Here is a 24535-nt window from a genome sequence, read left to right as displayed (position 1 = left end):
CCGGCTAGAGGTGCTTGGACACCTCACCGTGCAGATCGGGCCACGGCGGTCTGCGGACCATGGCGACCCCGGCGAGCAGCGTCGCGATCAACCCGACGAGGATCCCCATCAGCGCGATGCGGGTGTCGTCCGTCGCGGGTGACCAGATGGGCTTGCCGTCCTTGACGACGAAAACGCCGACTGGCTTGGACACCGGGATGACGGTTGCGCCGTCCGGCGTCTCGTATTGCTGACCGAATACGGTCATCTCGCTTCGTGCGTCCATGCGTTACTGCCTACCGCATCGCGCCCGCGGTATCGACCGAATCAGCCGGGAAGACCCTGCTCTTCGGGCGGCAGCGCGGCCGGACCCGTGATCTGGGGGGCGACCGACATCTCGGTCGGGGCGGGCGAGGACTGCGTCATGGTCACCCCGGTCTCCATGTCACCCGCAACGGCGCCGCTGCTGGCTGGTCCCTGCAGGACGGCGATTCCGATGGCGGCGGCGGTGACGGCGGCGCTTCCTCCGATGACGGCGAAGATCTTCATGTGCGGCTTCTCCTAGAGTCGTCGAGTAACAGTTCGTTACTCTAGGTAAGTAGGTTCCACGTAAGCGCCCGTCTCAAACGCGTTCACCCGAGGCGTTTTCTGCGAGTGCGGCTTTACGCGACGCTTTCCGCGCCGCACCAGGCGTCCGCGGGGACGCCGGACCCGCCACCGCAGACCAGAGCGCTCATTAGCGTGGCCCCCTCGGACGGCGGGAACATCGGTTGGGCAGGCGGCAGGATGGGGAAGATACGAGCGCCGCTGACACCGGTCAGGAAGGCGACGACCTGAGCGGGCACGTTGGTGATCACGTACAGACCGTCGAAGAGGACCTTCACCGGGACCACCAGGAAACTCGGCAGGCCCGCGGCGCTGTCGTTGCCGAACGTGTAGACGTAGTACGGAATCGTGGCGAAGATCGTGCGGATGCCCAGCGTCACGTTGGTGACGAGGTCGGGGTAGTCGTTCTGCGCGATCGCGGCCAGCAACGCCGCCTTCACATCAATTGGATGCGTGCTGCCGCCGCCGAGTGACGTCAGGGGCACACCGTCGGATCTCGGCCTCGGCGTGCCACCGAAGAGGCTCACCACGGTCGGCGTCGTGTCGACGATCTCGTACTCGGAGTTGACGTCGCCTGCGGTGAAGGCGCTGCCGTTGGCGATGACGAAAGTCGCCGTCTCATCCGGTGATTGGAACCCGTGCCCGAAGCCCACCTGCGGCTGATGGCCATGGTCGGTGACGACGATGATGGTCCAGTCCTCGCCCGCGGCCTCACGGTCGGCGATCGCGGCCCGGATCAGACCGAGGTTGTCGTCCATGTTCTGAATGGCCAACTTGTATTCCTCCGACGCACCGCCGTACATGTGCCCGTTCTCGTCGACCCCGACGAAGTAGGAGAAGAGGAAGTTGGGGGTGTTGGCGGCCGTCAGCGCGGCGATCGTCTCGTTGGCGACGGCGTCGTCGGTGTCGATCCAGTTCTTGTCACCGGGAACCTGCGACACGAAGGTGTTGACGTCGGCCCCATACTTGCCTGCGCCCGAGATGGCGTTGATGACATTCCAGTTGGCCACGGTCATCGTCTTGACGTCCCGGTCGATCCCCTCGAGTTGGTCGAACACCGTCGGCCATTTGTCGTAGGTCCATGGTGTGAAGACGTTGTTGATCACGCCCGTCCGCTCACCCCACACCCCGGTCAGGATCGACGTCCAGGACGGGTTGGAGATGGTGGTGTGCCCGACGATGCTCGACGCGGCGGTCGTGCTGTGCTCCATCAGGTCGAGGAAGTTCTCGTTCTCGGCGTCGGCCAGGATCCTGCTCAGGTTGGTCCCGTCCACGCCGATGACCAGGACGTGCTGCTTGGTCGGGTCGACTTGGGTGACCACCGGCTGCGAGCCCACCCGCGCGGGGCGTGGGGTGAACGCCCGCTCGAACTCGTTGCGCACCAACGACAACACGGCCGACAGGATCGGAATTTGGAACGGTGACCCGCTGATCGGATTGAGCAGCGGCCGGAACAGGGCGTCGACGAAGTCGGCGATGGCCGTCACCAGGGTCTGCGGTCGTGGTGCGACGACCGGCGCCAGGGCCGTGACCGCCGCCGCCGTGGGAGTCGAGCTCGGGGCCGACAATAGCGAGGCCCTCGCTGTGGAGGCCGGCGCGGGAGCGTCGACCGACGCGGTGCGACTGACCGTCTTCGACTGCTGGTGGGCCGGACCGGTCGAGGCGACGACCGTCGTGACGTCGCGGGTGGCCGTCGGGGTGACGGTTGGGTGCTCGTTCTTCGGGCTGGTCGACGCCGGCTGACCGACCGCAACCTCCGGCGCCGGAACGACTTTCGGGTCGTCGACGACGACGGGTGGCGGGGTGTCATCGTCCGTCGCGGGCGGTTCCTCGACGGCCTTCGGCTCGTCGGCCTTCGGGTCACCCGTGGGCTCGTCCGCCTTCTCGTCGCTCTTGGGCTCGTCAGCCTTGGGACTACCGTGCGTCCCGGTCGTGCCGGCGCCTGCGGTGACAGACACCGGCTTCTTGGGCCCCGCCGCGGTATCCGGACCGGTGGATTCCTTGGTCGACGGCGCGCCGGTGCCTGCCGACGACGGGGATTCGCTCGACGTCGACGAGTCCGAGGTTGGTTCGGCGTAGGCGAGTCCCGGGGTGGTGGCCATTGCCACTCCCACCCCGAGCGTCACGGCAAGCGCTCCGACCCGGCCGATGTATCTGGCATGACCCACGACGGTGTCCTCCGTTTCGCCGCGGCGTCGGCTGCCAACTTGCTGAGCCTTCGCCGTCAATTCACTGTGGCGAAAATTACGCGAGTCGGGCGCCGACCACCCCGGAATCGGGGAAGTCGTCCTTGGGTCAGTGAACGGTGTAGCCGCCGTCGATGACGACGACCGAACCCGTCATGAAGGACGAGGCGTCGGATGCCATGTAGACCACCGTCGGCGCGATCTCCTCCGGAAGCGCGTACCGCTTCATCGGCGCGTCCTCGATCCAGTGCTGGCGGAATTCGGGCTTGTCGACTGGCGCCATCTCCGTCTTGACGTATCCGGGGGCGATCGCGTTGACCCTGATGCCGTACGGCGCCCACTCGGCGGCCAACGACTTGGTCAGCTGATGCACCGCTGCCTTCGACGCGTTGTACGACGGCTGCCACTGCGGCCGGTTGACGATGAGCGAACTGATCGAGCCCACGTTGAGGATGTTGCCGCCGCCGTGGTCCTTCATGTACGCGCCCGCGCGCTGGCTGAGCCGCCACAGCGACCGTGTGTTCACGTCGAAGACCAAGTCCCACTCGTCGTCGGTGATCTCCAGTGCAGGCTTGTGGAGGGCAAGACCGGCGTTGTTGAGCAGCAAGTCGAGTCCACCCAGCCGCTCGACGGCGCCTTCGATGGCCGCGTCGGGACCGTCCTGGGCGGTGATGTCGACCTCGAATGCCTTGACGTCGAGGCCGTCTCGAGCCAGTTCGGCGACGGCGGCGGCGTTGCGGTCGGCGTCCCGTGAGACGAACACGACGTCGGCACCCGCCTCGGCGAGCCCGCGGACGAACGCCAGTCCGAGGCCACGGTTGCCCCCGGTGACCAGGGCGCGCTTGCCGGCCAGCGAGAACGCGTCGAGAACGGTCATGTGGTCTTCTCCATTTCTTGGCGAGCTAATCGCCGCCGCGGAATCGTCGTGTGGTCAGCCCGTTGAGCAGAGCGGCCACGATGAGAACTACACCGAGGGCGAGCAATTGGAACTGGGTGCCGGTGTTGCCCTCGAAGTACAGGATGATGCCGGCGTTGAGCCACACGATGAGGAGCGTGGCGAGCAGGACACCGGCCAACCGCCCGACGCCGCCGGTGATCGCCACCCCGCCGAGCACGGCGATGGTGATCGCGGGCAGGGCCAACCCGTTGCCCGCGGTGCCGGAATCGGGCCGCGCCGAGGCGAATTCGGCGGTGATGTAAACCGCCACCAGGCCGGACAACACTCCGGAGGTGACGTAGGCGCGCATCCGGGTGCCTGGAACGTCGACTCCGGCCCAGCGGGCGGCGACGTCGTTGGTTCCGACACCGTAGAGCCGCCGGCCAAAGGTGCCGCGGCCCAACGCCAACCACAACACCACCAGGACGGGAACCAGGAAGGTGAACACGCCAAGGGGGACGTCGGGGACGTAGTCGCCGATGATCGGAACGCTCACCGAACCGGTGAGGGTGTACAGGTCCTGGATCTGTGGACTGTTGATCGGCTTCTGGTCGTTGATCACCAGGGCGATGGACTTGTATGCGTAGTAGGTCGCCAACGTCGCGATCAGCGCGGGAAAGCCGATGCGGGCCACCAGGAAGCCGTTGATTGCGCCAAGCACGGCACCGGCGACCACCGCCAGCAGGACGGCGGCCAGCAGGGGCCAACCCCACTTGCCGTAGGCGAAGCCGAAGATCATTCCGACCAACGACACCATGGCGCCGACCGACAGGTCGATCCCACCGCGGCCGGACACGATGACGACGAGTTCGGCAAAGGCGAGCAGCGCCAACGGGACTGCGTCGATGAGGGTGGCCGACATGTAGTCGAAGTCGTAGTCGCCAGAGAGGTACCCGTTGGCGCTCATGTACGACAACCACGCGACGACCACGACGATCAGGACGCCGAGCAGCACGATCCGCTGCGTCAGGACCGCTTCGACGATCCGGTCCACGGGACGTCGCGTCGTGGACTTCTCCGCGGCCGGAGCGGGTGTCTCGACGCTCATGGGTCTCTCCTGGCACGGCGGCGGACGAGATCGGTTCCCACCGCGACGACGATGAAGATCCCGACGAACAGGTCGGACAGCTGCGAAGGCCAACCCAATTGGGTGACACCCGATTTCACGGTTTGCACCAGGAGTGCGCCCAGCACCGTCCCGAGCACCGAGCCGCGGCCGCCCATGATCGAGGTACCGCCGATGACGACGGCGGCGATCACGGCGAGTTCCTGGCCCGACCCGACCGACTGGTCGAGGTTCGAGGTGCCCTTCGCCAGCGTGAAGATCGACGCGAGGCCGACGAGCACGCCGGTGATCACGTAGGCGATCAGGATGCGGCGCTGCACCCTGATGCCGGCCAGTCGAGCGGCGACCGGATCTCCGCCAACACCGAAGAAGTGGCGGCCGCCCGGGGTGTGCCGCAGATACCACCAGGCGATGGCGGCCAGGACGACGGTGATCGCGAAACTGTGTGGGACGGCGAGTGTTCGGCCGTCGACTCCCCGCCCGAACCAGGCCAGCGTGTTGGGCATGCCGGAGATCGGTTGCGAGGCGAAGATCTGAAGGCCGATGAAGAGGAACAGATTCGCGGTGCCGAAGGTGATGATGATGGCGTGCACTCGGCCGTAGGCGATGAGGGCGCCGTTGACCAGGCCGAGGACGGCTCCGGTGCAGATCGCCACGACAAGGCACCACCACACGGGTAATGCGTGGTCCCGCATCAGTTTTCCGGTGATCACCGAGCAGACCATGATTGCGCCGCCGACGGAGACGTCGATGCCGCCGGTGACGATGACGAACGTCATGCCGATGCCGATCAGCGCGACCGGCGACATCTCGACGAGAAGCGGCACGATCGAGCCTGCGCTGAGGAATGCGGGCGTCGCGAAGGCCAGGGCGATCCACAGCACGACGATGACTGCGACCAACGCGATCTCGGCGGGGGTCACCGGTGGGGGAAGCACCCGCCCACGGGTCTTGACGGCGGCGACGGTCGGGTCGGTCGAGGTGGTCACGCGGTGGCCGTCCCTTCGCGGTCGCCTGCGGCTGCGGCAAGGACGTCGACCTGCTTGGCGTCCGGCCCGAATTCCGCGGCGATGGAGCCCGCGCGCACCACCAGCAGTCGGTCGGCGATGCGCAGTGCCTCCTGCAGATCGGAGGTGACGACGAGAACCGCGGTGCCGTTGTCGGCGAGATCGGTGATGATGCGGTGGATCTCTTCCTTGGCCCCGATGTCCACGCCCTGGGTGGGCTCGGCCAGCAGCAGCAGCTTGGGCCGTTCGACCAGTTGTCGGGCCAGCATCACCTTCTGGGCGTTGCCACCCGAAAGGTCTCCGACGTTCTGGTTCTCGTCCGAGGCGCGGACCGCGAGCCGCTTCATCAGGTCCTTGACCGTGGTGCGTTCGCGACGGCGGTCGACGAACGCCTTGCCCCACGAAAAGCGTTGCAGGTGGCCGATCGACACGTTGAAGGCGATGGACTGGAAGGAGAACATCCCTTCGGTCTTGCGATTGGCAGGCAGCAGCGCGATGCCCGCCTCGGCCGCCTCACGAGGTGACTTGGGCGCCACCGCACGCCCCTCGATCACGATGTCGCCCGCGCTGGCCTTGTCCAGTCCGTAGATGCACGCGGCGATCTCGGCGACGCCGGAGCCGACCAGCCCGTACAGGCCGAGGATCTCGCCGGACCGCAGCTGCAGGCTCACGTCGTCGAAGGCCCCGGCCCGCGCGAGGGACTTCAACTCGAGGACGGGTTCGCCCTTTGGCACCGTTCTGGGACCCGCGTGATCCGAAAGCGCCTCTCCCACCATCAGTTCGGCGATGCGCCGCACCGACATGTCCTGGATGGGATGGGTGCCGATGGTGCTGCCGTCGCGCATCACGGTGACCTGGTCGGCGATCTTGACGATCTCGTCGAGTCGGTGCGAGATGTAGATGATCGCCACGCCGTCGTCGGCGAGTCGCCGGATGATCTCGAACAGAACGTCGATCTCCGCGTCGGTCAGGATGGCCGACGGTTCGTCGAGAATGAGAACACCGCACTTGCCCGCCAACGCCTTGGCGATGGACACCTGCTGCTGGGTGGCAACCGACAGGTTGCCGACGACGGCGGTCGAGAGCTTGGCGGGTAGGCCGAGTGCCTCGAGCAGGTCGACGACCTTCTCGTTCTGGGCCGCCCAGTCGACCCGGCCACGGGTGACCATCTCGCGGCCCATGAAGACGTTCTCCGCGACGGTGAGTTCGCTGAACAGTTGGGGCTCTTGGTACACCGTCGCGATGCCCAGTGCGATCGCGTCGTTGGTGGACGCGATCGTCACCGTCTCACCGTCGTAGGTGACGGAGCCGGCGTCGGGCATCGTGGCGCCGGAGATGATCTTGATCAGCGTGGACTTGCCTGCACCGTTCTCCCCCACCAGGGCGTGGATCTGGCCGGCCTGGACCTCGAAGTCCGCGTGCCTGATGGCCTTGACCGCACCGTAGCTCTTGACCACCCCGGTGAGGCTCAGTCGCGACTCCTGCGACATCAACGCCTCCCGGGGGCGAGGATCGGCAGGTCAGTAATCGAACTGACCGACGTTCTCGGTGGTGATCAGCAGCGGCTCACCCAGGACCAGGGTCTTGCTGGCCTCGTCCCACTTCACGTCGGTCATCTGGTCGTTGACCTTGTTGTCCGCTTCGAAGGTCTTGCCGCTCGCGAGCTGCTGGCCGGCCCATGCGGTCAGGTAGCCCAGGTTCGCCACGTTCCACAGGATCGAGCCGGACGAGGATCCGTCGGCGAGGTACGGCGCCATCGACTTCGGCGTGCCGATCCCGACGGAGAAGACCTGGCCGATCTTGCCGGCGTCCTTGACCGCCTGCGCCACGCCGACGGCGGAGGTGGTGCACTGCCCGAGCAGACCCTTGAGGTCCGGGTGTGCGCTCATCAGGTCGGTGGCCATCTGCGTTCCCTTGGCCTGATCCTCACCGGAGTACACGACGTCGACGAGTTCGGCTTCGGGGTACTTGGCCGAGACGTAGGCCTTCTCGGCGGCGATCCAGGAGTTCAGGTTCTCGGCCGTCTCGCCGCAGGACACGATGGCCCACTTGCCCTTTCCGCCCATCGCCGTCATCAGCGTCTCAGCGGTCTTGTTGCCGATGCCCTCGGCGGTGGCCTGGTTCACGAAGGCCTCGCGCACCGAGTTGGGCGCATCGGTGTCGGCGGTCATGACCTTGATGCCGGCGTCCTGCGCCTGCTTCATCAGCGGCGCCATCGAGTCGGGGTCGTTCGGCGCGACAACGAGGACGTCGACCTTCTGCTGGATGAAGGACCGGACGATCTGCGCCTGCGCGGCGGCGTCGGCCGACGTGGGGCCCTGGTACAGCCATTCGATGTTGCCAAGGTCGGTGGCGGCTTGCTTGGCACCGGTGTCCATGGCCTCGAAGTAGGGCGATCCCTGCAGCTTGGGTACGAAGGCGACCTTGACCTTGTCACCGGAGGCGGCCTGCGACGAGCTTCCGCCACCCGTCGCCGGTGCGGCCGGTTCGTCGTTCTTCTTCGTACAACCGCCGGTGACCATCGCCATGGCCAGGGCCACGCTGATCACTCCGACGAAACGCTGGGAAATCGGCATCGACTCATCCTTCGGCCTGGGGCGAGAACCACCTCGCCCGAGACCTACCCGGGCAGGCGAACACCGGCGCCGTTTCATATATCGAACTCAGCGTCGAGTGATGAAACACACACTAAGCACCGCCTCGTGACGTTGTCAACAACTCCGCAGGAGCGCCACCTCATCGCGATTTGCGGTCTTCGCCAGTGCCACATCGCTTATGGTGAGCCGATGGCGGAGCCAGGACGCGTGCCCGCGCTGGCCCGTGCCGCGGTCGTCCTCCAAGCAATCAGCGACACGGGTCGACCGATGACGCTTGCCGACTTGGCGTCGCGGACGGGATTCCCCAAGAGCAGCGTGATGGGTATCTGCCATGCCCTGACCCACGAGGCCCTGCTGGTGCGCGGCGTCGACGGCACCTACGCGCTGGGTTCGCATCTGTTCGAATTGGCGTCGGCGGCGCGGGCGCACAGCTGGCCGATCCACGACATCGGGTTCAGCTATCCGGTCGACGAGAGCTTCTTCCTCGCCGAGATCGACGCACTGCACACCGAGGCCGACCGGCTCGGCGCGCGGCTTCACGTGCACTCCGCCAAGCAGCGCACGGCCAACCAGTCGCAGCGGATCCTCGAATTCGTCAGTGCCGGTGTGGACTTGGTGCTCATAGAGCCGGTGGCCACCGACGGCCTCGAGGAGGCCTGCGCGCAGGCCCGTGCGGCGCGCATCCCCGTGGTGGCCCTCGGCTCGGCGGTCAGCGGTGCGGACGCCGTCGTGGCGACCGACAACACCAAGGCGGGCTTCCTCGCCGGGTCCGCCCTGGCGAGGGCCCTCGACGGGCAAGGCCGCGTGGCCGTGGTCGGTGGGATACCGATCACCGCCAACTCCGACCGCATCGCCGGCTTCCTCGCCGCCATCGTCCCCCACCCCGGAATCGAGGTGGTGGCAACGAGTTACGGCGAGCTGGACGCCAAATCGGGCCGACGTGCCGCCAAGGAGATCCTCGCCGTCCACGCGACGGTCGACGGCTTCTTCGCCGCCAACGACCAGATAGCCATCGGCATCTCGGGCGTGTTGCGCGGCCGCAAGCTCTCGGTGCCGATCGTCGGGGTCGACGGGGCCATGGGGGCCATCGACGAGATCCGGGCGGGCGGCCCCATCATCGCCACCGCCACCCAGGATCCCCCGGCGTTGGTGCGGACCGCGATAGACATCGGGGTCGCGCTTCACGGCGGGGCGCATGTCGCCAGACGATCGCGCTACCTCGCGCCGCGGTTGATCGACGCGCACAACGTCGAGAGGTACCGACCATGGGGATAGACGGTTCACGGACCCCGGCGGTGCACCGTGGTGCCCGCATTCTCGACGCCGTCTCCTCGGGTGCCGCCACCACCCCCGCGGCGTTGATCGGACTGCTCGGCCTTCCGAAGAGTTCGATGGCCGATCTGCTGAGCACCCTTGAGGAGGTGGGTTTCGTCGCCAGAGGGGCCGACGGAGACCTTCACATGGGCAGGCGCTGGTCGGATCTCTCCGACCCCGACGCCATGGCGCACAACCTCTTTCGTGCGTGTGCCACCCCGGACCTCGACGGGCACACGATCTCGCTGGTGCAACTGTTCGGCAATCAGGTCGTCTTCGTCGACGTCCACCTCGGGCGGTTGCCGCTGCCGTTGACGCCGCGACCGGGACAACGCGCGCCTGCCGCGAGCTGTGCCGGGGCGGCAGCCATCCTGTCGGCGATGACACCGGAGGAGGCGGCCGAGACCGTGTCCGCCGCGGCCGCCCATCTGGGCTTGGGCGACGACGACGTCCAGCGCTGCCTGCAGTTGCGACACCGCCACCGCCGCAAGGTCTACGAGTCACAGTCCCCTCAGATGGGGCGGCAGTTCGCCTGTTCGGTGCCCGGGACCGGGTTCGCGTTGACGTTGCACGTGCCCGACCGCTGGCCCGAGCCGTCGACGCTGAAGGCGGCCCGCGCGCTGAACGCCGCCACCAACGCATGCTGACCTACTGCCCTACTGCGCGAGGTATCCCCCGTCGACTGGCAACACGGCGCCGGTGATGAAGGACGCGTCGTCGGAGGCGAGAAAGACGATGGCGCTTGCCACTTCAGCCGGTTCGCCGAGACGCCCCATCGGGTGCATGCCTTCGACCTCCGCCAGGTACTCCGCGCCGCCAGGCAGCTCCGGAATGCGCTTGACCGCGTCGGTCCGGATCGTTCCCGGGGCGACGGCGTTGACCCTGATTCCCCGGTCGGCCCACTCGACGGCCAGGTGCTTCGTCAGGCCGGTGGCGACGAACTTGGCGGGCCCGTAGGCGGCTTGACGCTTCTGCCCCGCCAGTCCAGAGATCGAGGAGAGGCAGACGATGGAGCCACTACCCGTCGTCAGCATGGCCTCGATCGCGTACTTACAGGTGAGGAACATACCGCGGCCGTCGACGGCCATCACCTGATCCCAACCGGCGGCGGTCATCTCCATCACGTCGCCGAGCGGGATGATGCCGGCGTTGGCCACCAGCACGTCAAGCCGTCCGAAGCGGTCCGTCGCCGTCCCGATCATCCGCCGCGCGTCCTCCTCGACCGAGACGTCGCCGACGACGGTCTCGACCTCGACGCCGGCGTTGCGCAGTTCGTCGGCCAGCGCGAGAAGCGGCTCCTCCTGGATGTCGGTCAGGGTCAGCCGCGCGCCCTCGTGGGCGAACAGCTCGGCGGTCGCCCGCCCGATCCCGAACGCCGCACCGGTGATCACGGCGGACTTCCCACTGAGGCGGCCTTGTCGTTGCGTCACGGTGTCCCGTCGCGGTCGGTCCACCGCTGGTCGCGTTGGGGTACGCCATCGTTTCACCGCTGGCCCGCGGTGTCCGCGCTTTGCCCGCGCCCGGTCCTCGCAGCTGCGTGCCGCACAATCGACGGATGAACATGGCGGCTGGTCGAGGGGCCGTCAGGAGATTGCTGGTCGACTCCGACCCCGGTCGTCTGCGGCTGCGCAGCGCCACGACGACCACCCTGGCGCTCGTCCTGGCCCTGAGTGCGTCGTACGCATTCATCACCGTCGCCGGTCAGCCGATCACGGTGGCCATGCTCGGCACGATCGTGGCGATGCAGTCCGCGGCCGCGGTCAAGGACCGTCAACAGCACAGCCGCGTCGTCACCACCCTGCTGCTCTTCTTCCCGGCCGTGGCCGCCGTGTCGCTGGCGGCGACGTTGAGCCACTTCGGCAAGGTGGCCGACGTCGGGTTCATCGCCGTCCTCTTCGGCGCGGTGTGGGTCCGCCGCTTCGGACCCCGGGGCAACGCCCTGGGAATGGTCGCGTTCATCTCCTACTTCTTCGCGCTGTTCCTGCGCGCCACGCCGAGTCAGATACCGGTGCTCGCCGTGGCGATCGCGATAGGCATCAGCTCCACCCTGCTGGTGCGCACGCTGATCCTGCCGGACCGGCCCGCCGTGGAGGTGCGACGTCTGGTGCGGGCGCTGCGCGGCGCGTCGACGGCGGTGCTGGACGTCGCCACGGAACGCGACGAGCTCGACCTCGCGTTGCTGCGCCGCCGGTTGGATCGCCTGGGTGAGACCGCGCTGATGATCGACGACTGGCTCGACCGTCACGACGCCGCACAGTCGCTGAACGTCACCAGTGACGATCTGGCCCTGAAGGTGTTCGACGCGCAGATCGCCATGGAACAACTGGCGAGCATGCTGTGGTCACTGGGGCCAGCGAGCTCGTGGCCCCGAGGCCTCCAAGACGCGGTCGCCGCCGTCCGGGTGTGTCTCTGGCCCCACCCCTCCGAGGAGCAGCTCCGGGCCGCCCGCAAGAGTGCGGCGGCCGCGTCGGACCGCGCCGACCTGTCCGGCACCGAGGGCATCGCGACGGTCGTGGCATTCCGCGCCGCCCAGGCGCACCTGGCGCTGCACCACATCACCACCAACGCACTCGGCGCCTCCGACCCCGCCGAACCCGAGCCGACGGCACCCGACGACGACGCCGACACCGGGCTCAACCCCAGCACCAAGGCGGCGATCCAGGTGGCGGTCGCCACGAGCGCGGCCACCATCCTCGGCGAACTGGTCTCACCCGATCGGTGGTACTGGGCGGTGCTGACCGCGTTCCTGGTCTTCACCGGGGTGTCGACCCGCGGTGAGATCCTGACCCGCGTCGGCCATCGCATCGTGGGCACCATCGCCGGGGTCGTGGCGGGCGTCCTGCTGGCCACCCTTGTCGGGCACCACCCGCTGGTGCAGATGCTGCTGCTGGTGACGTGCGTGTTCTGCGCGTTCTACCTCGTCACGGTGGCCTACGCGTGGTTGACGTTCTTCGTTACCGTGCTCTTGGCGATGCTGTACGGACTGCTCGGCGACTTCAGCGTCGGGGTGCTGGAGTTGCGCATCGCCGAGACCGCGGTCGGCGGCGTGGTCGGCATCGCGTCCGCGTACTTCGTCTTCTCCACCGGAACGCGGACCACCTTCGTCGAGAAGGTCGACGACTACCTGCAAAAGATGACCGACCTGATCGACGTGGCGATCGCGTCGGTGGTGGCGCCCGGCGGCGAGACCGACCTCGTGGCCGAGACCCGACGGCTCGACAACGCCCTGCAGGCCGTCGTCACGGCGGGCAAGCCGCTGCAGATGGGTCCCGCCGTACGCAGCCGACGCGGCGTCCAACGCCTGCTGCGCGGGCTGCAGGTGAGCAACCGGTCGGCCCACGCGCTGGCCCGTGCGGGCGTCAACGCGGCCCGGGCCGATGCCGACACCGCTCCTCCGGAGGAGACGGTGGCCGCGCTGCACGACGCCGCGGCGCACGTCTGCGACACCATCGACTCGGTGAAACGGGTGGTCGACGGCGCCGCGGTCGAGCGGACGGACAAGGCGACCAACGCGGTGATCCTGACCGTGGCCGGTACGGCGGATATTCCGCCGGGACCCGTGCGCGGCGCCATCAGGGCGCTGAGCAACCTGGACCGCGCGCTGCTCGAGGTGACGGCTCGGGTGTGACGGCCACCGACGCCCGGGGGCGGCTTAGCGGACGACCAACTGCTGAGCCACCGACACGAGCGGAGCCATCTTTACGCCGGCGAACGGAAACGCCAAGGTGACGACGACGGTGATCGACAGCGCCGGGATCAGGCACCAGACGAACATCAGTACCGGGTACTGCGCGTTGACCGTCGTGAGGCCCATCACGCCGGCGACGAGAACCCCCGTCACCAGTAGGAGGGCCGCCAATCTGCCGGGCAGGCTGCGCTGCGCGACGGCCGACACCTCGGCTGACGTCCCGCTAACCGACGCCGCCTCTCGCACCAGACTGGAGACTTCAGGACCACGCGCAGTTGGACCGTACGCATACGTGTGTAACGCGTCCTCGAAACGATCGAGTTGGTCGGCGGAAGGGAGTTTGGTGGTGTCTCCCCTCACGAGGTGCACGGCATCGTCGTTGGCCACCGCAGTTGCGTACTCGCGAAGCTTCTCCATCAGCGCGGTCGACTCGGCGCGATCCGGGACGCTGTTGATGCTCCAGCTCATCTGCTTCAGGGCCGACGCGTGCTGCTCGACGGCCGACTGCCCGGCAGAGACCGCGCCCCACGTGACGGTGATCGCAAAGCCGACGAAGAAGGCGAAGGTTGCCGCGAGACCGGTTAGGAGGCGACCTGCTTCTTCGGCTAAATCCGTGCGGCGTTCCTGGCTCACGCACCGGCGGCCAAGCCAGCGAGCGCCGAGGGCCACCGCACCGAAGAAGGCGAAGAGGGCCAGTGCAACCGCCCCGGACGGCATGGCGAGAAGAAAGTCCCTCATCCGGCGAAAAGTACCACCCCAAGGGGGGCGGCACAGTGCTCCGACACATACGAAAGCAGGCCAGGGATTATGTCCCTGGCCTGCTTCTTTCCGGTGGAGCTGCCGGGAATCGAACCCGGGTCCAACGGCATTCCCTCAAGGCTTCTCCGTGCGCAGTCCGCTATGTCTCTACTTGGATCTCTCGTTCACGCGAACAAGACGAGATGACGATCCCAGTCGCTGTTTGATGTCCCCGTACATCCCGCGACCGGACGTATGGGTTTGTCCCTCTAGATGACGCCAGGGTCCGAGTCGAGGGCTCTCTCGGTCTGACGGACACACCGTCGCTTAGGCAGCGAGGGCGTAGTCGCGCTGATTGGAATCGGCGCTTAATTGGTTGCAGCGACGCTTACGGTGGTCTCTTGCCTGCACCGGCACGCTTCCCTTGATTCGATGCGCGATGTCGAAACCGTTCAGCCCCTCGCACCCCTGCCGGACTTCAGCAGGACGTTCATCGTACCGCCTTCAGCGCGGATGCCCAGCGATTAATTCCCGGGTGTCAGCCGCCGGTCGCGGCCTTGAGGCGGAATTGGCACTACCCGCCCGCGAAGCGCCCGATCACGGCGACGACGACGGCCGCCAGGACCAGGGCCGTGCCGACGACCCCGGGCACCGTCAACCCGTCGCCGAATACCGCGACGAGGCCGAGCGGGATCGCACCGGCGAGCAACCCCACCCGGAGCGCGAGCGTGTGCTGGGTTCGCAGTGTGGAGCGCCACGTGCGCATCGGTACGACGCGGCTCAACCATCCCGCGTACACCGTCAACGCCAACGTGCCAACGCCGATCGCAATGCGGTGTCCCACAGTCAATGTGGCACCCTGACCAATGGCAGGGGTGCTCACCAGGATCAGCCAGCCCAGCGCCAGCACACCCACCGTCGCGAACCGGAGGAGGCGGGCCAGGGCGATGCCGATGTTGCGGCGCGCCAGGTCGCCGAGACCGGGGTCGAGCCTCGCCGCCCCGAGGAAACCACTCATCGCGGCCGACCACTTGCTGCGGGCAAGTCGGTTGACGCCGATGTTGTGGACGGCCGACGCGTTGGTCGGATCGAGCTGCAGCGCCTCCTCGTACGCCGCCGTCGACTCCCCGGACATGCCGAGCCTGGCCAGGATCTGGCCGCGCAGCACATGACTGTCCGCGCTAGTGGGGTCCAGCCGCAACGCTTCTCCCACGACCACCAGGGCGTCTTGAGGTCGACCGACCTTCAGCAGCAGCTCGGCGTAGACGAAGTGGGCGACGCGGTCGTGCGGCTGCAGGGCAACCCCGCGCCAGGCCATGTAGAGCGCCTGTTCCACCCACCCCATCGCGTCGAGCGCGATCGCGTAGATCCGGATGGCAAAACCGTACTCGGGCGAAATGGCCAGTGCGGCATATGCATTCCGGGCGGCGTCGTCGTACTGCTTGGCCAGCACCTGGACCCTGGCCAGGTTGGCCAACAGCACAGCGTTGTCGGGGGACGTGACGAGTGCGTCCCGCAACACCTGTTCGGCGCGGGCGTGGTTGCGGGCGTCGGCGTAGGCGGTGGCCAGAGCGACCGCCCCGTCGGCGTCGCCGGCAGCGGTCAACGCATCTTCTTGCGGCGCAAGTACTTCGCCAACTCGTCGTAGGTACCGTCACCGTTGGCGAATTCGACGACGTTTCGGGCGGTGTCGAACCACGGGCCTGCGCTCGGGCGAATCTGCAGCAGCGCCGCGTCGACGTCGCTCATGCGCACCGGACGCACCTCGCCGGCGCGCAGCGATGCCGCCATCGCGAGCTGCGTTGCGGTGTCGCAGACATGGGCGATGTCGGCTCCTGAGAAGCCGTCGGTCCGCTTCGCGACGGAGGCCGGGTCGATGCGCTCGACCGGACGGTCGCGAAGATTCATCCGCACGATCGCGGCGCGCGCCTCCGCGTCCGGCAGACCCACGAAGATCATCCGGTCGAAGCGGCCCGGCCTGCGCAGGGCGGGGTCGACGTCCCACGGCATGTTGGTCGCCGCAAGCACGTACACCCCGTCGTTGGAGGACGTGGCGGTATCCAGTTCGGCGAGAAGCGCATTGACGACGACGCGAAGACCCGAGCTGTTGCTCAACGCCGCGCGCCGCTGCCCGAGTGCGTCCACTTCGTCGAAGAACAACACGCACGGCGCATTTCGGCGGGCCGTGTCGAAGATGCTAGCCAGCGCCCGCTCGCTGTCGCCCAGCCAATGTTGCAAAACGTCGGCGATGCCGACGGCGTAGAAGTTCGCCCCGAGCTCGCCTGCCACCGCTCTGGCCAGATACGTCTTGCCACACCCGGGCGGGCCGTACATCAACAACCCGCCGCGGGCGTTGACCTTGTAGGCGCGCATCAGTTCGGGATTGCGGATGGGGCCCAGCAGTGACACGTCGAGCCGCTGCTTGACCGCCTCCATACCAGCGACGTCGGCGAGGGTGACGTCGCTGCGCCGGACGACGTCGAAGTCGGCGTCCCCCTCTCCGTCGACGGTCTCGGCGGCACCCTCGACGAAGGCGGGGCCGATGATGTCGGAGACCTCTTCCTCGGCGGCCGACCAGTTGAAGTCGGCGTTCGGGCGTTCCGCAGGAGCCGCGGGTGCGCTGCCCGTCGCCAGTGCGGCGGTGCACCGTTGCAACAGGCTCAGCGCCGCGGCGTTGGAGGCATCCTGCGCCAGGGCCGCGCTGCAGTGGGTGAGCGCCTCGGTGACATTGCCCTGCTGAATCAGGAGGTCGACGAGGTGCAGTCGGAGTTCGACGGCCTCGGGGGTTCGCTGAACGGCCGCCGTCAACTCGCGGATCACGGCGTCACTCGCCATCCCGCACCCCCTTCGCTCGCGCACGCTCGATCCTACTGACCGCCGCGATGCGCCCTACCCTGCGGCGATCAAGCCGACTGCGGCGACGGCCAGCACCATTCCCGCCGCCTGCCACCGCGTCACCCTCTCCTTCAGCACCACCAAGGCAAGCAGCACCGTGCCCGCCGGGTACAGCGAGATGAGGACGCTGGTCAGCGACAGCAACGACGCCTGCAGCGCGAGGAGCATCGCCACGTTGGCGACGGTGTCCAACACCCCGGCCGCCACAGCCAACCGGAGGGGGACCCCGGACGGCACGGCCAAGTTCCCCGACATCACCGCGATCGCGACGACCACCAGGGTCGCCGACAGTCGGGCGAACGCCAGCGGCCAGAGTCCTGCGTCATGGGGTGCCTGGTCGATCAGCACGAAGTTAAGCCCGAACGCGAGGCCGGCCCCGAGCGTCAGCCAAGCCACCTTGGGGGTGAAGCGCTGGACGGTCGAAAGCTCGCCGCGCTCTTCGCGACTCACCAGCGCGACCGCAATCAACGCCAGTCCGATGCCCGTACAGGCCAGCAGGCTTGGCCGCTCCCCCAGCAGCACACCGGCGACGATGGGGACGCCCGCGACGAGGATCGCCGTCAGCGGTGACACCAACGACATCGGACCGGCGCCGAGCGCGGCGTAGAACCACCACACCCCGAACGCCTGGCTGAGACCGCACAGCCCGCCCCACACGATCGCGGGCGTCGTCACGTGCCCACCGACGACGACGGAGATCGTGGTCAACAGGACCAGCGCCACGGGATAGGACACCAGCACCACGCGCAGCGCGGCGACCCGCCGTGACGCCAAACCTCCGACGAAGTCGCTGACCCCGTATCCGATACCGGAGACCAGGGCTAACAGGACCCCGATCAGGTCATGCCTTTGGAGCGCCTGCCTAGTTCACGAATCACTTCCCGATCGGCGTCACGTCTCGCCAAATCCTGACGCTTGTCGTGCGCCTGCTTGCCTCGCGCCAAGGCCAGTTCGACCTTGACCTTGCCCTCGGTGAAGTAGAGCGACAGCGGAACCAGCGAGAGGTTGCCGTCCCTGATCTTGCCGATCAGGTTGTCGATCTGGGTGCGGTGCATCAGCAGTTTTCGGTTGCGTCGCGGTGCGTGGTTGGTCCAAGAGCCGTGGTGATACTCCGGGATGTGCAGGTTGCGGAGCCACACTTCACCGTCGTCGACGGTCGCGAACGAATCGGCCAGCGAGGCCTGGCCTTCACGGAGGCTCTTCACCTCGGTGCCCACCAACGCCACCCCGGCCTCGAACGTCTCGAGGATCGAATAATTGTGCCGCGCCCTGCGATTGGTGGCCACCACCTGGTTGTTGCGGTGCTTCTTGACCTCGGCGGCCGACTTCTTCGCCACAGCTAGCGCCGCACGTACAGCCGCAGGGTGACGTAGGCCGTGACGCCGGACATCGCCAAACCGAGGAACAGCATGATGGGTGCGCTGAAGTAGAGGACGTCCTTGTAGTCGACCTGGGCAATCAGGTTCGCGTCGTAGAACTGCCGCAGCGCCTTTTCGAGGAACAACGCGCGCACCAGAATCAACCCCGCGATCGCTATCACCACGCCGATGAACGCGGCCAGCATGGCTTCGACGAGGAACGGCAGCTGCGTGTACCAGCGACTCGCACCCACCAGGCGCATGATGCCGATCTCCGTTCTTCGGGTGTAGGCCGCGACCTGAACCATGTTGGCTATCAGCAGAACTGCGCCAATGGCCTGAACCAAGGCGATCGCGAACGCCGCCGCACTCAACCCGTCGAGCACCGCGAAGAGCCGGTCGATGAGGTCCTTCTGATTCAGCACGTTGAGCACACCGGGCTGTTGCTTGAGGGCGTCGTCGAAGTCCTTGTGTTGCTCGGGGTTGTCGAGCTTCACCACGAATGATGCGGGAAAGGCGTCCTTGCCCGCAACGTCTTTGTATTGCGGGAACTTCTTGATCGCGTCGTCATAGGCGTCGCTCTGGTTGAGGAACCGAACCGACTTCACGTCGCTGCGGTCCTCGATCGTCTTGCGCACCGCCTTGCACGCGTCCGCGTCGCAGGTCGGGTCGTTGGCCGAGATGTCGTTGGTCAGGAAGACCTGGCTCTCGACACGGTCCAGGTAGATGCCCTTCGAGCTGTCGGCGAGGCGGACGACGAGCAGGCCGCCGCCGAACAGACCGATGGAGATGGCGGTCGTCAAGATCATGGCGACCGTCATGGTGACGTTGCGACGAAGCCCGGTGAGGACTTCGTTGACGAGAAAGCCGAAGCGCACTTAGCGATCCATTCCGTAGACACCGCGCTGTTCGTCGCGGATCAGTCGTCCCAGCTCGAGTTCGATGACTCGCTGGCGCATCGAGTCGACGATGTGATGGTCGTGGGTTGCCATCAACACGGTCGTCCCGGTGCGGTTGATCCGCTCGAGCAGATCCATGATGTCCTTGCTGGTCTCGGGATCCAGGTTGCCGGTCGGTTCGTCGGCCAGCAGCACCAGCGGCCGGTTGACGAACGCGCGCGCGATGGCGACGCGCTGCTGCTCACCACCCGACAGCTCGGTCGGCAGGCGATTGGCCTTGCCGGACAGGCCCACCATCTCGAGGACGTCTGGCACCACCCTGTTGATCACGTCGGACCTCTTGCCGATCACCTCGAGGGCGAAGGCGACGTTCTCGAAGACCGTCTTCTGCTGCAGCAGGCGGAAGTCCTGGAACACGCAGCCGAGGACCTGCCGCAGACCCGGGATGTGCCGACTGGGCAGCTTGTTGACGTGGAACTTCGAGACCTGAATGTCGCCGTGCGTCGGGGTGTCTTCGGCGAGCAGCAGCCGCATGAACGTCGACTTGCCCGATCCGGACGGCCCGATGAGGAAGACGAACTCACCTTTTTCGATCTTGAGCGAGACGTTGTCCAGAGCTGGCCGTGCCGAGGATTTGTACTGTTTGCTCACGTGGTCGAGGGTGATCATCACGGCACGCCAGTGTAGCCGGGCCGAGTTCGAGCCCCCGACTACCCGGGGGGCGGGGGCGTCAGAACGGGCAGCGTGATGCCCGGCAGGATCTCCGTCGTCGTGGTGGTGGACGTGCCCGAACGGTTCGGCACCGGCTGTCCCGGCGACGTGATCGGGGTCTGGGTCAGGGTCGTCGGCGGGAGCGGTCCCGGCCCGTCGGGGTCGACGACGGTCGTCGCAGTCTCGGGTCCGGTCGTGGTGGGGGTCTCCGTGCCGCTGGTGGTCTCCGTCGGGGTCGTTGACACCGTCGTCGAGGTTTCGGTCCTCGAGGTCCTCGGCGTGCTGTAAGTCGTCTTCGGGCGCTCGACGTTGGTGCGCGGCACCCAGGTGTACGCCGGGTCGGGGACGAACCCTGGCGGCACCACCTGAGTGGGCTCCGAGGCGGCGGGTGGCGGCGGGGCGTACGTCGAGTGCAGCCACCAGGTGAAGCAGAAGGCGGCGATGAGGGCGGCAGTCGACGTGCGCACCCGACCACCCGGCAGGTACGCCGGCCATTCGCGGCCCTCGCCCTCCTTGCGGAAGTTGAAGTTCAACCTCACTTGTCGTGACCCCCCTTCTCTGGGTCTTCGGCGATCGACGACGTCGCCGTCGGCGACAGAGCGCCGACCGTTGGCGACGATTCGGCCGGGCTCGCGATGCCCGCGCGACGCAGGGCGGCGACGACGAGCACACGCAGCTGCCGACCGACCTCGAATTGCTTGCCTGGCAACGTGCGCGCCACCATCCGCAGGTTGACCGTGTCCAGCTCGATGCTCTCCACACCCATCAGCTGCGGCTTGTCGAGCATCAACGCGGCCATCTGCTTGTCCTGCATCGCCTCGTCGCAGACGTGGTGCAGCACCTCGTTGACCTTGTTGAGGTCGGAGGTGGTCGGCACCGGGATGTCCACCACGGCTCTGGCCCAGTCCTTGGACTGGTTGACGGTCTTCACGATCTGACCGTTCGGGATCGTGAACACCTCACCCTCACTGGACCGCAGTTTCGTGACCCGCAGCGTGACGTCTTCGACTGTGCCCTCGGCGGGCAGCGCAATCCCGGCGACGGTCAGGGCGACCAGGTCACCGAAGCCGTACTGCTTCTCGGTGATGATGAAGAACCCCGACAACAGGTCCTGCACCACGCGTTGCGCACCGAAACCCAGCGCGGCGCCCAGAACGGCGGCGGGAGCAACCAGCGACCCCACCGGTATGGCCACGATGTCGGTGATCTCGACGAGGACGACGACGCACAGCAGTGCGATCGTCACCCAGGAGATCACCGAGGCGACGGCTTGGCGGTGCTTGGTCGTCTCCGACCGCACCAGCGCGTCGCTCTCGCGGAAGTCGGCGTCGATCCGGCGGGTGATCCTTCTTGCCGTCCACTGGACGAACCGGGCCGCCAGGATCGCGGCGAGGATCAGCATGACGATCCGGAGACCGCGCGTGATGATCCACTCGCCGATGTCACCGCGCCAGAAGTCGTGCCAGGTCGAGGCCCAGCCGATGGCCAAATACGTGTTAGTCGTCATCTTTCCTATTGCGCCAACGGATTCCCGCTTCCAGGAATCCGTCGATGTCGCCGTCGAGTACCGCGGCCGGATTGCCGACTTCGTAGTCGTTACGCAAATCCTTGACCATTTGATACGGATGCAGGACGTAGGAGCGCATCTGGTTGCCCCACGAACTGCCGCCGTCGTTCTTCAACGCGTCCATCTCGGCGCGCTCTTCGAGCCGCTTGCGCTCCAGCAACTTTGCCTGAAGAACTCGCATTGCCGACACCTTGTTCTGCAACTGCGACTTTTCGTTCTGGCAAGTCACGACGATACCGCTGGGAATGTGAGTCAGTCGAACGGCCGAGTCGGTGGTGTTGACCGACTGCCCGCCGGGGCCGCTGGATCGGTAGACGTCGACGCGGACGTCACCGTCGGGAATGTCGATGTGGTCGGCGGTGTCGACGACGGGCAATACCTCGACGTCCGCGAAGGAGGTCTGACGCCTGCTCTGGTTGTCGAACGGGCTGATCCGCACCAGTCGGTGCGTGCCCTGCTCGACCGAGAGCGTGCCGTAGGCGTACGGCGCGTGCACCGCGAACGTGGCGCTCTTGATCCCGGCCTCTTCGGCGTAGGACGTGTCGAAGACCTCGACGCCGTAGTTGTGCTTCTCGGCCCAGCGGATGTACATCCGCATGAGCATCTCCGCCCAGTCGGCCGCGTCGATGCCGCCGGCACCGGATCGAATGGTCACGACGGCCTCGCGCTCGTCGTACTCCCCCGACAACAGGGTGCGGACCTCCATTGCGGCGATGTCCTCGCGCAGCTTCTCCAACTCGGTGTTGACGTCGGTCAACGCGTCCTCCCCGCCCTCTTCGGCGGCGAGTTCGTACATGATCGGGAGGTCGTCGAGCCGCTGCCTCAACTCCTCGACGCGGCGCAGTTCGCTCTGCGCGTGCGACAGCTCGCTGGTGACCTTTTGGGCGCGCGTTTGGTCGTCCCAGAGCTTCGGATCGGACGCCGCGTCCTCCAATGTCTTGATGCGGTCGCGCAGCCCGTCGACGTCGAGCACTCGCTCCACGGTCGTCAGAGTCGTGTCGAGCGAGGCGATGTCTTCTTGCCGGTCGGGATCCACGGGAGATCAGGTTACCGACAGCTGTCCGGGTCTAGCATCGGCTTGGTAACCAGCCCGGTGACGACGCGACAGCCCCTTGCGCGTTTCCGGGCCTACTCGGCTTCCCCTTGGAGGGCTATTAGATGCGCCCCTATCACGTGGCGATCGTCGGTTCCGGACCCTCTGGCTACTTTGCCGCCGCGTCGCTGCTTAAGTTCGCGGACTCCACGGCAGACGGCGACGCCCCCAGAGACGTACGCGTCGACGTGCTGGAAATGTTGCCCACCCCGTGGGGCCTGGTCCGTTCGGGAGTCGCCCCCGACCACCCGAAGATCAAGACCATCAGTGCCCAGTTCGAGAAGATCTCGGCCGACCCTCGCTTCCGATTCTTCGGGAACATCCGGGTGGGCGAGGACGTCCAGACCGAGGAGCTGGCCGACCGCTACGACGCGGTGATCTACGCCGTGGGCGCGCAGGCCGATCGACCACTCGGCATCCCCGGCGAGGACCTGCCGGGCAGTGTCGCGGCCGTCGACTTCGTCGGTTGGTACAACGCCCATCCGCACTTCGAGGAGATGACGCCGGACCTGTCGACCGGGCGCGCCGTGGTGGTCGGCAACGGCAACGTGGCACTCGACGTCGCCCGCATCCTGGTCAGCGACCCCGACGCGCTGGCCAACACCGACATCGCCAACCACGCCCTGGAGTTGCTGCACGCCAGGGGCGTCGAGGAGGTGGTGGTGCTCGGGCGGCGCGGTCCGCTGCAGGCCACCTTCACCACGCTGGAGTTGCGGGAGCTCGGTGACCTCGAAGCGATGGCCGACGTGGACGTGATCGTCGACCCGGCGGACTTCGCAGGCATCTCCGACGAGGACCTCGAGGCGGCGGGCAAGACCGTCAAGCAGAACGTCAAGGTGCTGCGTTCCTATGCGGACAAGCCTCCGCGAGGAGCCAAGCGGCGCATCGTGTTTCGGTTCCACACCTCGCCGATCGAGATCAAGGGCGACGACCGGGTCACTTCGATCGTGCTCGGCCGCAACGAGTTGGTGGACGACGGTGGTCGACTGGTGGCCAAGGACACCGGCGCACGTGAGGAACTCCCCGCCCAGCTCGTCGTCCGTGCCGTCGGTTACCGCGGCGTTCCCACGCCCGGGCTGCCGTTCGACGAGCGGTCGGGGACGATTCCGCACACCGACGGCCACGTCGACGGCACTCGCAACTCCTACGTCGTCGGGTGGATCAAGCGTGGTCCGTCAGGCGTCATCGGCAGCAACAAGAAGGACTCGGCGGCGACCGTCGACACCCTGCTGGCCGATCTCGCGACGACCGATCTGGCCGACGAGCGCGAGGACACGCTCGACTGGCTGCTGTCTCGCCAGCCTCACCTCGTCACCAACGACCATTGGAAGTTGATCGACGCCCACGAACGGAACACCGGTGGTCCGTTGGGTCGGCCGCGGGTGAAGTTGAGCAATGTGGCGGAGTTCTTGCGGATCGGGCACGGCTGACGACGATGAGCTAGCCCCGTTGCGGTGAGTTCACCGAGTCGGCCTCGATCGTGATCACCACCCGCGTCTCGTTCGGGTTCCCGCTGAAGTTGGGGTACGGGATGCCGAGGTACTTCTGCGACAGTTCTTCAATGCCCTCGCGCCCGCCCTCGGTGGTCGTCTTCACCACCCGGCCGCGAACGGCGTAGTAGCCGTAGACGTTCTCGGGGTCGACGACGTTCACGGCGACCCGCGGATCCCGGGCGAGGTTCCGCGCCTTCTGCATGCCGTCGACGATGTTGATCACGATGTTCTCGCCGTCGGTGGTCACCCAGGTTTCGGTCAGCTGGGGGGATCCGTCCGGCATCAGGGTGGCGATGAAGCACGGGCTCGGCTTGCGGAGGAGTTCGAGCAGGCCTTCTGGGAGTGATTGGGACATGACCTTGTCATACACCCGAAGTAGACTCGAACACGTGTTCGACACG

The 24535-nt window shown here is 66.9% G+C and carries 24 protein-coding genes and 1 other RNA gene; 4 read left to right on the top strand and 21 right to left on the bottom strand.

The window, feature by feature from the left end; genetic code table 11:
* Positions 1-4 precede the first annotated feature (4 nt).
* From B1790_RS27935 to B1790_RS27900, 8 genes are all read right to left on the bottom strand, one after another.
* Positions 5-265 carry a hypothetical protein gene (locus B1790_RS27935; protein WP_079926542.1) on the bottom strand — a complete coding sequence of 87 codons (261 nt, stop codon included), beginning with the start codon at positions 263-265 and terminating at the stop codon, positions 5-7.
* A 41-nt stretch (positions 266-306) separates the two neighbouring features.
* On the bottom strand, positions 307-528 hold the full coding sequence (locus tag B1790_RS27930; RefSeq protein ID WP_079926541.1) for a hypothetical protein: 222 nt from the start codon (positions 526-528) through the stop codon (positions 307-309).
* 113 nt (positions 529-641) lie between these two features.
* Positions 642-2753: an alkaline phosphatase family protein gene (locus tag B1790_RS27925; protein ID WP_079926589.1), complete on the bottom strand. Its 2112-nt coding sequence runs from the start codon at positions 2751-2753 to the stop codon at positions 642-644.
* Positions 2754-2880: 127 nt separating this feature from the next.
* The gene (locus tag B1790_RS27920; RefSeq protein WP_079926540.1) at positions 2881-3648 is read right to left on the bottom strand and encodes an SDR family NAD(P)-dependent oxidoreductase; all 768 of its coding nucleotides are present in this window, start codon (positions 3646-3648) and stop codon (positions 2881-2883) included.
* 25 nt (positions 3649-3673) lie between these two features.
* A complete protein-coding gene (locus B1790_RS27915; RefSeq protein ID WP_079926539.1) occupies positions 3674-4756 on the bottom strand; it encodes an ABC transporter permease in 1083 nt (360 codons plus the stop codon).
* Positions 4753-5763: an ABC transporter permease gene (locus tag B1790_RS27910; protein WP_079926538.1), complete on the bottom strand. Its 1011-nt coding sequence runs from the start codon at positions 5761-5763 to the stop codon at positions 4753-4755. The genes B1790_RS27915 and B1790_RS27910 overlap by 4 nt, the downstream gene beginning before the upstream one ends.
* Positions 5760-7271 carry a sugar ABC transporter ATP-binding protein gene (locus B1790_RS27905; protein ID WP_079926588.1) on the bottom strand — a complete coding sequence of 504 codons (1512 nt, stop codon included), beginning with the start codon at positions 7269-7271 and terminating at the stop codon, positions 5760-5762. Before B1790_RS27905 ends, B1790_RS27910 begins: the two co-directional genes overlap by 4 nt.
* A 30-nt stretch (positions 7272-7301) precedes the next feature.
* Positions 7302-8357, bottom strand: a complete 1056-nt coding sequence (locus B1790_RS27900; RefSeq protein WP_079926537.1) for an autoinducer 2 ABC transporter substrate-binding protein — start codon at positions 8355-8357, stop codon at positions 7302-7304.
* A 210-nt stretch (positions 8358-8567) separates the two neighbouring features.
* On the opposite strand from B1790_RS27900, the gene B1790_RS27895 reads away from it, so the two are divergent.
* Complete coding sequence (locus B1790_RS27895) at positions 8568-9653, top strand: substrate-binding domain-containing protein (protein WP_079926536.1); 1086 nt, start codon at positions 8568-8570, stop codon at positions 9651-9653.
* Positions 9644-10339 (top strand): helix-turn-helix domain-containing protein, encoded by a 696-nt coding sequence (locus tag B1790_RS27890; protein ID WP_079926535.1) that lies wholly within the window; start codon positions 9644-9646, stop codon positions 10337-10339. Before B1790_RS27895 ends, B1790_RS27890 begins: the two co-directional genes overlap by 10 nt.
* Positions 10340-10348: 9 nt before the next feature.
* Here B1790_RS27890 and B1790_RS27885 read toward each other — a convergent pair whose 3' ends face one another.
* A complete protein-coding gene (locus B1790_RS27885) occupies positions 10349-11122 on the bottom strand; it encodes an SDR family NAD(P)-dependent oxidoreductase (RefSeq protein ID WP_079926587.1) in 774 nt (257 codons plus the stop codon).
* 131 nt (positions 11123-11253) lie between these two features.
* On the opposite strand from B1790_RS27885, the gene B1790_RS27880 reads away from it, so the two are divergent.
* Positions 11254-13320, top strand: a complete 2067-nt coding sequence (locus B1790_RS27880; protein ID WP_369832446.1) for an FUSC family protein — start codon at positions 11254-11256, stop codon at positions 13318-13320.
* 24 nt (positions 13321-13344) lie between these two features.
* On the opposite strand, the gene B1790_RS27875 is transcribed toward B1790_RS27880, so the two are convergent.
* The 11 genes from B1790_RS27875 to prfB all read right to left on the bottom strand — a co-directional run bounded on the left by B1790_RS27875 (position 13345) and on the right by prfB (position 22584).
* Positions 13345-14118, bottom strand: a complete 774-nt coding sequence (locus B1790_RS27875) for a DUF4239 domain-containing protein (RefSeq protein ID WP_079926533.1) — start codon at positions 14116-14118, stop codon at positions 13345-13347.
* Between the two features lie 91 nt (positions 14119-14209).
* Positions 14210-14578: a transfer-messenger RNA gene (gene ssrA / locus B1790_RS27870) on the bottom strand.
* Positions 14579-14692: 114 nt separating this feature from the next.
* Positions 14693-15724 (bottom strand): tetratricopeptide repeat protein, encoded by a 1032-nt coding sequence (locus B1790_RS27865; RefSeq protein WP_079926532.1) that lies wholly within the window; start codon positions 15722-15724, stop codon positions 14693-14695.
* Positions 15721-16953 carry an AAA family ATPase gene (locus B1790_RS27860; RefSeq protein ID WP_079926531.1) on the bottom strand — a complete coding sequence of 411 codons (1233 nt, stop codon included), beginning with the start codon at positions 16951-16953 and terminating at the stop codon, positions 15721-15723. The genes B1790_RS27865 and B1790_RS27860 overlap by 4 nt, the downstream gene beginning before the upstream one ends.
* 54 nt (positions 16954-17007) lie before the next feature.
* Positions 17008-17841 carry a DMT family transporter gene (locus B1790_RS27855; protein WP_079926530.1) on the bottom strand — a complete coding sequence of 278 codons (834 nt, stop codon included), beginning with the start codon at positions 17839-17841 and terminating at the stop codon, positions 17008-17010.
* A gap of 8 nt (positions 17842-17849) precedes the next feature.
* Positions 17850-18350 carry an SsrA-binding protein SmpB gene (gene smpB, locus B1790_RS27850; RefSeq protein WP_056549511.1) on the bottom strand — a complete coding sequence of 167 codons (501 nt, stop codon included), beginning with the start codon at positions 18348-18350 and terminating at the stop codon, positions 17850-17852.
* Positions 18351-18352: 2 nt separating this feature from the next.
* Positions 18353-19249: a permease-like cell division protein FtsX gene (gene ftsX / locus B1790_RS27845; protein WP_079926529.1), complete on the bottom strand. Its 897-nt coding sequence runs from the start codon at positions 19247-19249 to the stop codon at positions 18353-18355.
* Positions 19250-19939 (bottom strand): cell division ATP-binding protein FtsE, encoded by a 690-nt coding sequence (gene ftsE, locus B1790_RS27840; protein ID WP_079926528.1) that lies wholly within the window; start codon positions 19937-19939, stop codon positions 19250-19252.
* Between the two features lie 41 nt (positions 19940-19980).
* The gene (locus B1790_RS27835) at positions 19981-20520 is read right to left on the bottom strand and encodes a hypothetical protein (protein ID WP_079926527.1); all 540 of its coding nucleotides are present in this window, start codon (positions 20518-20520) and stop codon (positions 19981-19983) included.
* On the bottom strand, positions 20517-21488 hold the full coding sequence (locus B1790_RS27830) for a mechanosensitive ion channel family protein (RefSeq protein WP_079926526.1): 972 nt from the start codon (positions 21486-21488) through the stop codon (positions 20517-20519). Before B1790_RS27830 ends, B1790_RS27835 begins: the two co-directional genes overlap by 4 nt.
* Positions 21478-22584 carry a peptide chain release factor 2 gene (prfB, locus tag B1790_RS27825; protein WP_079926525.1) on the bottom strand — a complete coding sequence of 369 codons (1107 nt, stop codon included), beginning with the start codon at positions 22582-22584 and terminating at the stop codon, positions 21478-21480. The genes B1790_RS27830 and prfB overlap by 11 nt, the downstream gene beginning before the upstream one ends.
* Positions 22585-22706: 122 nt before the next feature.
* On the opposite strand from prfB, the gene B1790_RS27820 reads away from it, so the two are divergent.
* On the top strand, positions 22707-24071 hold the full coding sequence (locus tag B1790_RS27820; protein ID WP_079926524.1) for an FAD-dependent oxidoreductase: 1365 nt from the start codon (positions 22707-22709) through the stop codon (positions 24069-24071).
* Positions 24072-24081: 10 nt separating this feature from the next.
* Here B1790_RS27820 and B1790_RS27815 read toward each other — a convergent pair.
* Positions 24082-24535 (bottom strand): PPOX class F420-dependent oxidoreductase (locus B1790_RS27815; protein ID WP_233165355.1); only part of this gene is annotated, 454 nt, incomplete at its 5' end.

Origin of the sequence: Mycobacterium sp. AT1, from assembly GCF_002043095.1 — a bacterium.
Lineage (GTDB): Bacteria > Actinomycetota > Actinomycetes > Mycobacteriales > Mycobacteriaceae > Mycobacterium.
This window is presented reverse-complemented; position numbering and strand designations above follow the sequence as displayed.

What these genes read in the sequence shown, in the direction of transcription:
- B1790_RS27935 (WP_079926542.1), bottom strand. Translation starts at nt 265, where the DNA reads ATGGACGCACGAAGCGAGATGACCGTATTCGGTCAGCAATACGAGACG.
- B1790_RS27930 (WP_079926541.1), bottom strand. Translation starts at nt 528, where the DNA reads ATGAAGATCTTCGCCGTCATCGGAGGAAGCGCCGCCGTCACCGCCGCC.
- B1790_RS27880 (WP_369832446.1), top strand. Translation starts at nt 11,254, where the DNA reads ATGGCGGCTGGTCGAGGGGCCGTCAGGAGATTGCTGGTCGACTCCGAC.
- B1790_RS27875 (WP_079926533.1), bottom strand. Translation starts at nt 14,118, where the DNA reads ATGAGGGACTTTCTTCTCGCCATGCCGTCCGGGGCGGTTGCACTGGCC.
- B1790_RS27920 (WP_079926540.1), bottom strand. Translation starts at nt 3,648, where the DNA reads ATGACCGTTCTCGACGCGTTCTCGCTGGCCGGCAAGCGCGCCCTGGTC.
- B1790_RS27890 (WP_079926535.1), top strand. Translation starts at nt 9,644, where the DNA reads ATGGGGATAGACGGTTCACGGACCCCGGCGGTGCACCGTGGTGCCCGC.
- ftsE (WP_079926528.1), bottom strand. Translation starts at nt 19,939, where the DNA reads ATGATCACCCTCGACCACGTGAGCAAACAGTACAAATCCTCGGCACGG.
- B1790_RS27860 (WP_079926531.1), bottom strand. Translation starts at nt 16,953, where the DNA reads ATGGCGAGTGACGCCGTGATCCGCGAGTTGACGGCGGCCGTTCAGCGA.
- B1790_RS27820 (WP_079926524.1), top strand. Translation starts at nt 22,707, where the DNA reads ATGCGCCCCTATCACGTGGCGATCGTCGGTTCCGGACCCTCTGGCTAC.
- B1790_RS27915 (WP_079926539.1), bottom strand. Translation starts at nt 4,756, where the DNA reads ATGAGCGTCGAGACACCCGCTCCGGCCGCGGAGAAGTCCACGACGCGA.
- B1790_RS27830 (WP_079926526.1), bottom strand. Translation starts at nt 21,488, where the DNA reads ATGACGACTAACACGTATTTGGCCATCGGCTGGGCCTCGACCTGGCAC.
- B1790_RS27895 (WP_079926536.1), top strand. Translation starts at nt 8,568, where the DNA reads ATGGCGGAGCCAGGACGCGTGCCCGCGCTGGCCCGTGCCGCGGTCGTC.
- B1790_RS27905 (WP_079926588.1), bottom strand. Translation starts at nt 7,271, where the DNA reads ATGTCGCAGGAGTCGCGACTGAGCCTCACCGGGGTGGTCAAGAGCTAC.
- B1790_RS27900 (WP_079926537.1), bottom strand. Translation starts at nt 8,357, where the DNA reads ATGCCGATTTCCCAGCGTTTCGTCGGAGTGATCAGCGTGGCCCTGGCC.